The sequence below is a fragment of the Kitasatospora sp. NPDC090091 genome (genome assembly GCF_044747365.1).
In the GTDB taxonomy this organism is placed as follows: Bacteria; Actinomycetota; Actinomycetes; order Streptomycetales; family Streptomycetaceae; genus Kitasatospora.
Genome location: NZ_JBIVDY010000010.1, coordinates 76,172 through 87,779, shown reverse-complemented (window position 1 = coordinate 87,779; position 11,608 = coordinate 76,172). Strand labels below are relative to the sequence as shown.

5 protein-coding genes are annotated in these 11,608 nt (G+C 74.6%); 3 read left to right on the top strand and 2 right to left on the bottom strand.

Annotated features, from left to right (window positions below):
- Positions 1 to 352 precede the first annotated feature (352 nt).
- Together ACIPSC_RS18940 and pepN are read left to right on the top strand one after the other, a co-directional pair.
- Positions 353 to 2,050 carry a PQQ-binding-like beta-propeller repeat protein gene (locus ACIPSC_RS18940; protein WP_400826934.1) on the top strand — a complete coding sequence of 566 codons (1,698 nt, stop codon included), beginning with the start codon at positions 353 to 355 and terminating at the stop codon, positions 2,048 to 2,050.
- Positions 2,051 to 2,197: 147 nt separating this feature from the next.
- Complete coding sequence (pepN, locus tag ACIPSC_RS18935) at positions 2,198 to 4,789, top strand: aminopeptidase N (protein WP_400826933.1); 2,592 nt, start codon at positions 2,198 to 2,200, stop codon at positions 4,787 to 4,789.
- A gap of 173 nt (positions 4,790 to 4,962) precedes the next feature.
- Here pepN and ACIPSC_RS18930 read toward each other — a convergent pair whose 3' ends face one another.
- Both ACIPSC_RS18930 and malQ read right to left on the bottom strand, forming a co-directional pair.
- Positions 4,963 to 5,193, bottom strand: a complete 231-nt coding sequence (locus ACIPSC_RS18930) for a hypothetical protein (RefSeq protein WP_400826932.1) — start codon at positions 5,191 to 5,193, stop codon at positions 4,963 to 4,965.
- 21 nt (positions 5,194 to 5,214) lie between these two features.
- On the bottom strand, positions 5,215 to 7,335 hold the full coding sequence (gene malQ, locus ACIPSC_RS18925; RefSeq protein WP_400826930.1) for a 4-alpha-glucanotransferase: 2,121 nt from the start codon (positions 7,333 to 7,335) through the stop codon (positions 5,215 to 5,217).
- A 282-nt stretch (positions 7,336 to 7,617) separates the two neighbouring features.
- On the opposite strand from malQ, the gene ACIPSC_RS18920 reads away from it, so the two are divergent.
- Complete coding sequence (locus tag ACIPSC_RS18920) at positions 7,618 to 11,571, top strand: beta-N-acetylglucosaminidase domain-containing protein (protein WP_400826929.1); 3,954 nt, start codon at positions 7,618 to 7,620, stop codon at positions 11,569 to 11,571.
- Positions 11,572 to 11,608 lie beyond the last annotated feature (37 nt).

Here is an 11,608-nt window from a genome sequence, read left to right as displayed (position 1 = left end):
CGACCTGCGGGAAGCGGTCGGGCGGCGCCGCCCGACGTGGCGACACGCCCGGCCGGGCAAGGGGCGGACGGCGGGGAAGCCCGGCAGCTCAGCGGGATGACGGGGGCGCTGCGGGGCTCCTGCGACCGGGTGAAATCGGGCCACCCGTACCATGGTGCCCAATCTCACCCGTCCCACGGTCCACGGATGCGATCCGGCCGGGGGACGATTTCCAGACATGACGGGGCATCAGATGGCAGGGGATCACCCTACTCCAGGGGCGGGCGACTCGCCCGGCAGCAGTCCGGCGGACAACCGGGGCGTATCGCTCGGACGCAAGCCGGGCGTCGACCCGGCGGCCGTGGCGGACCAGATGACACGGCTCGACGGGGCGCCGATCCCGGGTCAGGGCGGCCCGGCCGCACCGGCCGCGCCCGGCACGCCGCCGCAGCCCCCGGCCCAGCCGCCGGCACCGGGCAGCGACTACGCCTACGCGCCCACCGCCGCCGCGGGCTTCCCCGCCCAGGCTCCGCCACCACCGGGCGCCGCGCCCCTCGGCCCGTACGACCCGGCCCCGACCAACGGTCAGGGCTACGGCTACCCGGGCCAGCAGCAGGCCGACGGCGGCTACGGCTACCCGCAGCAGCAGACCGGGTTCAGCTACCCCGGCGCGCCGGTGGCGCAGCCGCCCAAGCAGCGCAACCCCGTGATGCTCTGGGGCGGCATCATCGGCGGTGTGCTGGCGATCGCCATCATCGCCGGCCTGGTCGTCCTGTTCACCCAGAACGACAACCCGGACAACCCGACCGCCAACCCCAGTACGTCGACCGGCCCCAACACCGACCCCAGCGCCTCGACCGGCTCGGGCGGTTCGAGCGGCGGTTCGGGCGGTGGCGGCGGCGGCAAGGCCGGTGCCTACAACCTCGCCTGGAGCGCCCCCAAGCCGACCGCCGCGGCGAGCGGTTCGCAGCTGCTCGGCATCTGGGGCGCCGACAAGACCGTGGTGCGCGCCGACAGCTACGGCATCCGCGGCCTCAACGCGGCCGACGGCAAGGAGCTGTGGAGCATCGCGCCGCCGTCCGGCAGCAAGGAGTTCTGCGCCGCCTCGTACGGGGTCAACTCCAAGCACATCGCCGCCGTCGCGCTCAACACCGGCGACAGCGACTGCTCGACCGTCGGCGCGATCGACGTCAGCACCGGCAAGCTGCTCTGGACCGTCAAGGCCAGCCAGGAGCGGATGTCCTACCCGACCCTGACCGTCACGGACAAGGTCATCGGCATCGGCGCCGGCAACGTGGTCGGCGCGGTGAACGTCGCCGACGGCTCGCCGGCCTGGCAGTTCCAGCCGCGCGAGAAGGACTGCAGCGTCTACGGCAAGGCGGCCGGCAACCAGATCGCGGTCAGCGACCGCTGCTACGGCCTCAACACCACCACCAAGTCCCAGCTGGTCGTGGTGGACGCCGACACCGGCAAGACCGCCACTTCGGCGCCGATCACGCTCACCGGCAGCATCGAGCGGGTCGACAAGGTCATCTCGGACCAGCCGCTGGTGCTGCTGGTGACCAACGGCCCGAACGGCGACTACATCCTGCCGTTCGACAAGAGCACCAAGCCGATGACCCCGATGTCGGTCAAGGAGCCCGGCGCCGACAGCCTGCGCCTCTCCGGCCAGTCCGACGCGTTCACCCAGAACGTGGTCAGCGGCAACACGCTCTACGTCCAGGTCAACCCGAGCAAGCCGGCCGTCAACGCCTACGACCTGACCACCGGCAAGCGGCTCTGGTCGTCCAACGGCGGCAACGACGACGACATCCGGCTGGTCTCCGGCACCGACAAGGACGGCAAGGTCCGCGCGGTGGTGGACATGGGCTACAACAAGGACGCCAAGCTGGTCACGCTCTCGCCGACCGACGGCAAGCCGACCGACCTCGGCACCATCACCTCGCAGAAGAGCACCGACTTCATCAGCATCACCAGCACCGAGTACGTGCTGCAGTCGGACGGTTCGCTGTACGGGTTCTCCCGCAGCTCCGGCTCGGACTCCCCGGTGCTGAAGTACGCGAAGAAGTGACGCGCCGACACCGTTGACGCTCCACCCCTCCGGGCGGGGCGGGCGGGCCCCCGAGGCCTGCCCGCCCCGCCCGGAGCTATTTCCCCCGGAGCGGCACGGCGGGCATGGGAGGATGCGGACCACCAGCCTGACGAAGGAGTCCAGCGAGTGCCCGGCACCAACCTGACCCGTGAGGAGGCCCGTACCCGGGCCGACCTCCTGCACGTGGATGCGTACGACATCGAGCTCGACCTGAGCTCGGCCCGTGAGGGAGGCACCTTCCGGTCCACCACCGTGGTCCGGTTCACCGCCACCACCCCCGGCGCGGCCACCTTCATCGACCTCGTCGCCCCGAGCGTCGAGGAGATCACCCTCAACGGCGAGCGGCTCGACAACGCCAACTTCGCCGACAGCCGGATCGCGCTGCCCGGCCTGGCCGCCGAGAACGTGCTGAAGGTCGTCGCCGACTGCGCCTACACCAACACCGGTGAGGGCCTGCACCGGTTCGTCGACCCGGTCGACGGCGAGACCTACCTCTACACCCAGTTCGAGGTGCCGGACGCCCGCCGGGTCTTCGCCTCCTTCGAACAGCCCGACCTCAAGGCCGCATTCGCCTTCACCGTGACCGCGCCCGAGGGCTGGGTCGTGGTCTCCAACTCCCCCACCCCGACCCCGGCCGGCGACGGCCCGACCCGGACGTGGACCTTCGAGCCGACCGGCCGGATCTCCAGCTACATCACCGCGCTGATCGCCGGCCCGTACGTCGGCGTCTTCGACGCCTACGAGAACGGCGACCAGAAGGTGCCGCTGGGCGTCTACTGCCGCCCCTCGCTGCGCGAGTTCCTGGATGCCGAGGCCGTCTTCGAGGTCACCAAGCAGGGCTTCGACTACTTCCAGGAGAAGTTCGACTACCGCTACCCGTTCGCCAAGTACGACCAGCTGTTCGTGCCGGAGTTCAACGCCGGCGCGATGGAGAACGCCGGCGCCGTCACCCTGCGCGACCAGTACGTGTTCCGCTCCAAGGTGACCGACGCCGCGTACGAGGCGCGGGCCGCCACGATCCTGCACGAGCTCGCCCACATGTGGTTCGGCGACCTCGTCACCATGGAGTGGTGGAACGACCTCTGGCTGAACGAGTCGTTCGCCACCTACGCCGAGGCCGTCTGCCAGGCCGAGGCGCCCGGCTCGCGGTGGCCGCACTCGTGGACCACCTTCGCCAACCAGATGAAGACCTGGGCGTACCGGCAGGACCAGCTGCCGTCCACCCACCCGATCATGGCCGACATCAACGACCTGGAGGACGTCCAGGTCAACTTCGACGGCATCACCTACGCCAAGGGCGCCTCGGTGCTCAAGCAGCTGGTGGCCTACGTCGGCCAGGACGCCTTCTTCGAGGGCGTGCGGGCCTACTTCAAGCGGCACGCCTGGGGCAACACCCGCCTGAGCGACCTGCTCGGCGCCCTGGAGGAGGCCAGCGGACGCGACCTCAAGGCCTGGTCCAAGGCCTGGCTGGAGACGGCCGGCATCAACGTGCTGCGCCCGGCCATCACCCTCAACACCGACGGCGAGATCGAGTCCTTCGCCGTCCTCCAGGAGGCCCCCGCGCTGCCGGCCGGCGCCAAGGGCGAGGCGGTGCTCCGCCCGCACCGGATCGCCGTCGGCCTGTACGAGCTGGCCGACGGCGCGCTGGTGCGCACCGACCGGATCGAGCTGGACGTCGACGGCCCGCGCACCGAGGTGCCGCAGCTGGTCGGCCGCCACCGCCCGGCCGTCGTCCTGCTCAACGACGACGACCTCTCCTACGCCAAGGTCCGCCTCGACGAGGACTCGCTGGCCGTCGTCGCCGAGCACCTCGGCGACTTCACCGACTCGCTGCCGCGCGCGCTCTGCTGGGCCTCCGCCTGGGACATGACCCGCGACGGCGAGATGGCCGCCCGCGACTACCTGGCGCTGGCCGTCTCCGGCCTCGGCCGGGAGTCCGACATCGGCGTCGTCCAGTCGGTGCACCGCCAGGTCAAGCTCGCCCTGGACGCCTACGCCGACCCGGCCTGGCGCGAGCAGGGCCTGGCCCGCTGGGCCGAGACCGCCGAGGCGCAGCTGCGCGCCGCCGAGCCGGGCAGCGACCACCAGCTGGCCTGGGCCCGCGCACTGGCCGCGGTCGCCCGCACCGAGGGGCAGCTGGGCCTGCTCGCCGGGCTGCTGGACGGCTCGGTCGAGGTCAAGGGCCTGGCCGTCGACACCGAGCTGCGCTGGACGCTGCTCGGCCGGCTGGCGGCCACCGGGCGCGCCGACGAGGCCGCGATCGCGGCCGAGCTGGAGCGGGACAACACCGCGGCCGGCCAGGAGCACGCCGCCACCTGCCGCGCCGCCCGCCCGACGGCCGAGGCCAAGGCGGAGGCCTGGGCCTCGGTGGTGGAGTCGGACAAGCTCACCAACTACGTCCAGGAGGCCGTGATCGCCGGCTTCCAGCAGGCCGACCAGCGGGAGCTGCTGGCGCCGTACGCCGCGAAGTACTTCGCGGCCGTCAAGGGCGTCTGGGAGACCCGCAGCCACGAGATCTCGCAGCAGATCATCGTCGGCCTGTACCCGTCGCTCCAGGTCGAGCAGGCCACGCTGGACGCGACCGACGCCTGGCTGGCCGCGGCCGAGCCGGCTCCGGCGCTGCGCCGGCAGGTCGTCGAGGCGCGGGCCGGGGTCGAGCGCGCGCTGAAGGCGCAGGCGGCGGACCACGCGGCCGGCGCCCGGGCGCTGGGGCACTGACGTCGGCCGTGGGGGCCGCGGGTTCCGCCCGCGGCCCCCACGGGCACCGGGGGCCGTCGGCCGCCCGGACGGCGCGGGAACGCCCGGACGCCGTAAAAACGCCCGAGGGGGCGCCGGACAGCACGTCCGGCGCCCCCTCGGGCGTTGTACGGGGCTTGGTGGAGGGCCCGCGGCTACTTCTTCTTGTCCTTGCTGCCGTACGGCATCCCGGCCAGCGCGCCGATGACCACGAAGAGGCCGATCGGCAGGAGCACGAACAGGCCGAGGGTCTGGGCGACGCTCAGGCCCGTACCCGGGTCGTCGCCGTCGTCCCGGGTGAGGGCCATGGCGGGCGACGACAGCAGCATCATCAGCGTGACCGTTGCGGTGACCGCGCCGGCTCGCAAAGCGTTCCTCTTGTCCACGTCGCCCAACTTACCCGCCGCTTACGTCGCCGCGCGCGGCGGGGTCGGCCTTTCGGGCCCGTCGAGCAGGACGGAAGCGAGCGCGGCGGCCGCCGGGTCCGCGGCCAGCCCGTCCAGGGTCACCGGGGCCCCCTCGCCGTCGGCGATCGGCAGCCGCCAGTTCGGGTACTGGTCCCACGTCCCGGGCAGGTTCTGCGGGCGCGGATCGCCCACCAGGTCCGGCAGCCAGACCCCGACCAGCTCGGCCGGGGTGGCCCGCAGGAACCGGTACAGCGCCTGCGCGGAAAGCGGCTCGTCCTCGGTCAGCAGGCCGAGCGAGGCCAGCTCCGCCCGCCAGTCGGCCAGCTCCGTCGCCGCCTCGGTCTGCTCCTCGCCGAGCGTGCGGGCCAGCAGGCCGAGCCGGTGCCGCAGCTCGACGTGCTCGCCGGACAGCCGGGCGGCGGTGCTCGGCAGGTCATGGGTGGTCAGGGTGGCCAGGCTGCCCGGCCGCCAGCGCTCCGGGGCGAGGATCTCGCCCTTCGCCTGCCAGTCCCGCTCGAACCAGAGCACGGAGGTACCGAGGATGCCGCGCACCGCCAGCTCCTCCCGGACCCCCGGCTCCACCGTGCCGAGGTCCTCGCCGATCACCGCCGTGCCCGCCCGGTGCGCTTCCAGGGCCAGCACCCCGAGCATCGCCTCAGCGTCGTAGCGGACGTACGCACCCTCGGTCGCCGCGTGGCCGGCCGGCACCCACCAGAGCCGGAACAGGCCCATCACGTGGTCGATCCGGATCGCGCCCGCGTGCCGGGCCGCCGAACGGAGCAGCTCCGCGTACGGGGCGTAGCCGGCCGCGGCCAGGGCGTCCGGGCGCCAGGGCGGCAGGCCCCAGTCCTGGCCGTGGGCGTTGAAGGCGTCCGGCGGCGCGCCGACCGAGATGCCGGTGGCGAGCACGTCCTGCAGCGCCCAGGCGTCGGCCCCGTCCGGGTGCGCCCCGACGGCGAGGTCGTGGATCAGGCCGACCGGCATGCCCGCGGCGCGGGCCGCCTGCTGGGCGCCGGCGAGCTGCTGGTCCACCTGCCAGGCGAGCCAGCGGTGGAACTCGACGGCCTCCGCGTGCTCCTCGGCCGCCAGCCGGACGTGCGGGCTGTCCGGGTGGCGCAGGCCCTTCGGCCAGGTGTGCCGGTCGGCGCCGTGCACCTCGGCGAGGGCGTTCCAGAGCGCGAACCGCTCCAGCCACTCGCCCTCCCGCCGCCGGTACGCCTCGTACGCGGCCCGGCGCCCGGCGCCGCGCGGCACCTCGTGCAGCAGCTCCAGGGCCCGGCGCTTCAGCGCCCAGACCGCGTCCCGGTCGATCAGTCCGTCGTGGGAGAGGACCTCGGCGCGCAGCCGGGCGGCGCGCCGGACCAGCTCGTCGGCCTCGGCGCGCTGCTCGCCGGTCAGGTAGGCGTACTCGGGGACGGCCTCGACCCGCAGGTGGACCGGGTCGGCGAAGCGGCGGGAGGAGGGGCGGTAGGGCGACGGGTCGGAGGGGGTCGTGGGCAGGGCCGCGTGCAGCGGGTTGATCTGCACGAACCCCGCGCCGAGGCCCGCCGCCCACTGGGTGAGCTCGGCGAGGTCGCCGAGGTCGCCCATGCCCCAGGAGCGCTCCGACAGGACGGAGTAGAGCTGGGCGAGGAAGCCCCAGCTGCGGCCGGGCAGCTTCGGCAGGCGCTCGGGGGCGACGATCAGGTGGGCGCGCTGCTCCGTCCCGTTCGTCACCGCCCTGAGGGTGTGCCGGCCGAGCGGCAGGTCGGCGGGCAGCCAGTGCGAGTGACCGCACGGCAGCTCCCAGACGCCGCCGTCCTCCAGCTCGACCGCGAGCCGCGCGTCCGCCGGCACGTCCAGCGCCGTCCGGCGCCCCTGCCGCACCACCACGGTCGGCGGCAGCAACCGCGCCCGCTGCTCGGCCCGGTGACGCTCCAGGGCTCCCCGTGCGGCCTCGGGCGTCCCCGCCTCCACCCCCAGGGCGGCCAGCACCGCGACCAGCGTCCGCGCCGAGGGCCGGTAGGTCGTGTCCACTCCGTACGCCTGCGCCAGCGCCACCAGTTCGGCCGGGGGCGGCGGGGCGTCCTGCGCCGGCACCTCCAGGCCCTCGGCTCCGTCACGATCGAGATAAGCGGCCACTCGCGGCTCCTGCGGTGTCTCGGCAACGCCCGGTCAGAACAGCCACAGTCCTACCCGCGTAACGCCTCGATCACCCAGTGCGACACGACCGCGCGGCCCGTGGATGAGCGGGGCTCCGGTGAGTAACGGAGCGTCAGCACGCTGCGCGCGGATGGCTCGCAGATGAACGGGGAAGGAGAGCAAATACGACAAACCGGTCATAGCTGTCCGTCACATTGACACCGGCTGGGCCAACTGGTGGGCTTTGGCGGCGATGTCGTATCCGCCTGCGAGGAGGCTCCTGTGCAAGCCCGAGTGTCCGTCGCGGCAGGTCGTCGGCTGCGGCAGCAGCTGGAGCAGAGCCAGGCGCTGCGTGACGTACTGCACCACCCCGCGGCGATCGCGGCCCGGCGGGCGACCGCGCGGACGTGCCGTCAGCTGGCGCCCAGGACGGCGGACCGGCTGATCGCGGACCTCAAGGGGACGGAGCCGCTGCTGGCGTCGGTCCGGGCCGAACGGGCCGCGGCCGCACGGCCGGGGGCGCCGAGCCGGCGCACCCTGCAGATGGCCGCGACGCTGTCGGCGGCGGCCGTGGTCGGCGGGCTGCTGGTGAGCGGGCCGCCCGCGTACGCGTACAGCCCGGCGCCCGACGTGGTGAGCACCGCGTCGCAGACGCCGCTGGGCAGCATGAGCAACCCGCAGGTGTTCCCGCGGCCGCAGGAGCAGACCGTGGCGGGCAAGGCCGTCGCGGTGCCCGCCGCGGTGACCCTGGTGACCGCCCCGAAGGCGGACCTGGGCGCGGTGGACGCGGTGCGCGAGGTACTGGGCGTGGCCGGGGCGACGTCGGTGACGCCGCAGGCGGACGCGGGCACGCCGGCCGCCGGTTCGCTGGTGGTGTACGTCGGCGGGGCCGCCGAGGGCGCCGGCGGCGAGGTGGACCGGGTGCTGGGCGAGCTGGCCGCCGCGGCCGGCAAGGACGGCGCCGCGCCGTCCACCGCCGGGATGCCGGCCGGCGGCTACGTGCTGTCGGCGGGCCAGCTGCCGGCCCAGGGCGGCGGGACGTACGGCGTGGTGGTGCTGGCCGGCACGGACGCCGCGGGCACCTTCTACGCGGCGCAGTCCATGCGTCAGCTGCTGGCCGCGGTACCGGCCGGGCAGGGACCGGACGCCGGCGCGGCCGGGCTCGGGCTGCCCGGGATCACGCTGCGCGACTGGCCCACCGGCGCGCCGGTGCGCGGGACGGCGGAGGCCTTCTACGGCACCCCGTGGACCCAGCAGCAGCGGCTGGACCAGGTCGACTTCCTCGGCCGGTCGAAGCAGAACTTCTACCTGTACGCCCCGGGCGACGACCCGTACCGGCTCTCCCGCTGGCGCGACGGCTACCCGGCCGCCAAGGCCGAGGAGCTGAAGGCGCTGGCCGCCCGCGCCCGGAAGAACCACGTCACGCTCGGGTACGCGATCGACCCCGGGCAGGCCTTCTGCTACAGCTCCGCCAAGGACGCGGACGCGCTGGTGGCCAAGCTGGACGGGCTGCGCAAGCTCGGCTTCACCGCCTTCCAGCTGCAGTTCCTGGACGTCTCCTACGACGAGTGGCACTGCAGCGACGACCGCTCCAAGTACGGCACCGGCCCGGCCGCCGCCGCCAAGGCGCAGGCCGAGCTGGCGGCCAAGGTGCAGGAGCGGCTGATCGCCCGGAACCCGGGGCTGGCGCCGCTGTCGATCGTCCCGACCGAGTACCACAAGCAGGGCGCCACGCCGTACCGCAAGGCGCTGGCGGCGGCCCTGCCGGACGCCGTCCAGGTGGCCTGGAGCGGTGGCGGGGTGATCCCGGAGAAGATCACCGGCGCTCAGACCTCGGAGACCGCGGGCCTGTACGGGCGTCCGCTGGTCACCATGGACAACTACCCGGTCAACGACGCCAACCCGGACCGGCTCTTCCTCGGCGCCTACGGCGGGCGCGACACCGAGGTCGCCACCCGCTCGGCCGTGCTGCTGACCGGCGCGATGCAGCAGCCGGTCGCCTCCCGGATCGCGCTGGCCACCGCGGGCGACTTCGCCTGGAACCCGGCCGGGTACAAGCCGGAGGAGTCCTGGCAGGCCGCGCTGCGCTCGCTGGCCGGCCCGACCGGCACCTCCGCCACGCCCGCCGGGGAGGCACTGGCGGCCGTCACGGCGCTGGCCGGCAACAGCTCCTCCTCCCCGCTCGCCAAGCAGGAGTCCGGCTACCTCGCGCCGCTGCTGGACCGGTTCTGGGCGGCCGCCGAGCCGAACTCCGGTGCCGCGCCGGACCTCGCCAAGCTGATAGAGGCGGCGGCCCCGCTGCGGGACGCCTTCGCCGCCATGGCGAACGCCCAGCGGACGCTGGCCGCCACCCCGGCCACCGCCGCGCTGGCCGCCGAGTCCGGCCCGTGGCTGGCCTCGCTGCACGACTACGGCCTGGCCGGCCAGTCCGCGCTGGACATGCTGCTCGCCCAGCGCGGCGGCGACGGCGCGGCCGCCTGGAAGGCCCGGGTCGAGCTGAACAGGCTGCGCGAGCAGCTCGGCCAGAGCCCGGCGACGATCGGCGCGGGCGTGCTCGGCCCGTTCCTGGAGCGCGCCGTGCAGGCCGCCGACAACTGGGCCGGCGTGGTCGGCGGCGGCATCACGCCCACCACCAGCATGGGCACCGCGCACGACCACCTGCCCGCGCTGATGACCGACGGCGTGGCCGACACCTTCTACTGGAGCTCGGCGCCCCCGCAGCCCGGCGACTCGGTCGGCCTCGACCTCGGCGGCGGCCGCCCGGTCGGCACCGTCACCGTGCTGATGGGCTCCTGGGGCAGCGGCCCGGACGGCCGGACCGCGATGGACGACTACATCCGCGACGGCGTGCTGGAGTACTCCACCGGCGAGGGCGGCTGGAAGCAGCTCGCGGTGGTGAAGAACCAGAAGAACATCAGCGCCCAGGTGCCCGCCGGCACGGTGGTCCGGGGGGTGCGGCTGCGCGCCACCGCCGCCCAGAAGACCGCCGTGGCGGTGCGCGAGTTCACCGTGGCCGCGCCCGACGAGGCCCCGGCCAGCGTCTCCGGCGGCCCGGCCGCACTGCCCGGCGCCTCGGCCTCCGCCGTCCTGGACGGCAACCCCGACACCGCGTACCGGGCGGCCACCGCGCCGACCGTCGCGGACGAGCCGCTCACCGTGGAGCTGGGCGCGGCCCGGCCGCTGGACCGGCTGACCATCCTCACCGACCCGTCCGTGCGGGCCAGCGCCACCGTCTCGCTGCGCCGCGCGGACGGGACGTGGGTGGAGATCGGCACCGTCCAGCCCGGCTACAACGAGCTGGCGGCCGGCGGCCAGAGCGCGGACGCGTTCCGGATGGCATGGAAGGCCGGCGGCGAGCCGCCGGTGGTCAACCAGGTGATCCCCTGGTACGCGGACGTCCCGGCGGCCCGGCTCAGCCTGGCCGACGCCTCACTGGACGTGGTGACCGGCGCGGCCGCGCCGGCGCAGGCCCGCGCGGTGGTCGAGGCCGGCCGCCCGGAGGGCGCGACCGGCGAGCTGCGCACCGAGGTGCCGGCCGCCGCCAAGGGCCTGACCGTCGCCCCGGTCAGCGGGGTGACCGTGCCGCGCGGTGGCAAGGTGGGCGTGCCGCTGCAGGTCAGCGCCGCCGCCGACACGCCGGCCGGGACGTACCAGGTGCCGGTGCTGTTCGTCTCCGGCTCGACCACGGTCCGGCAGGTGCTGCAGGTCCACGTGGTGCCGCCGACCGGCGGGCCGGACCTGGCCACCACCGCACAGGCGAGCTCCTCGGCCGACGAGACGCCGAACTTCCCCGCCGCGGCGGTGGCCGACGGCGACCCCAAGACCCGCTGGTCCTCGCTGGCCAAGGACGACGCCTGGGTGCAGCTGGAGCTGCCGAAGGCCACCCACCTGGGCTCGGCGGTGCTGCACTGGCAGTCCGCGTACGCGTCGTCATACAAGATCCAGACCTCGGCGGACGGCGTCTCCTGGACCACGGTGGCCACGGTGGACGACGGCAAGGGCGGCAACGAGACGGTGCGCTTCGACGCGCCGGGGGCGAAGTTCCTCCGGGTGCAGGGCGTCGCCCGGGCCACCAAGTTCGGCTACTCGCTCTACGGCGTCGAGGTCTACGCCGTCACCCCGGCGACGACCCCGCCGGCCGCGCAGCAGCAGCCGGCCGCCCCGGCCGCCCCGGCCGGCCAGCCGCCGGCCGCGCAGCCGACGACCGCCCCGAGCGCGCCGCCGCAGAAGCCCTGACGGGCCCCCGCACGACGGCGGGCCGCCGCGCTCCCCG

Bases quoted from the DNA above. Each gene is read 5' to 3' on its own strand.
- ACIPSC_RS18940 (WP_400826934.1), top strand. From the start codon at position 353: ATGACACGGCTCGACGGGGCGCCGATCCCGGGTCAGGGCGGCCCGGCC.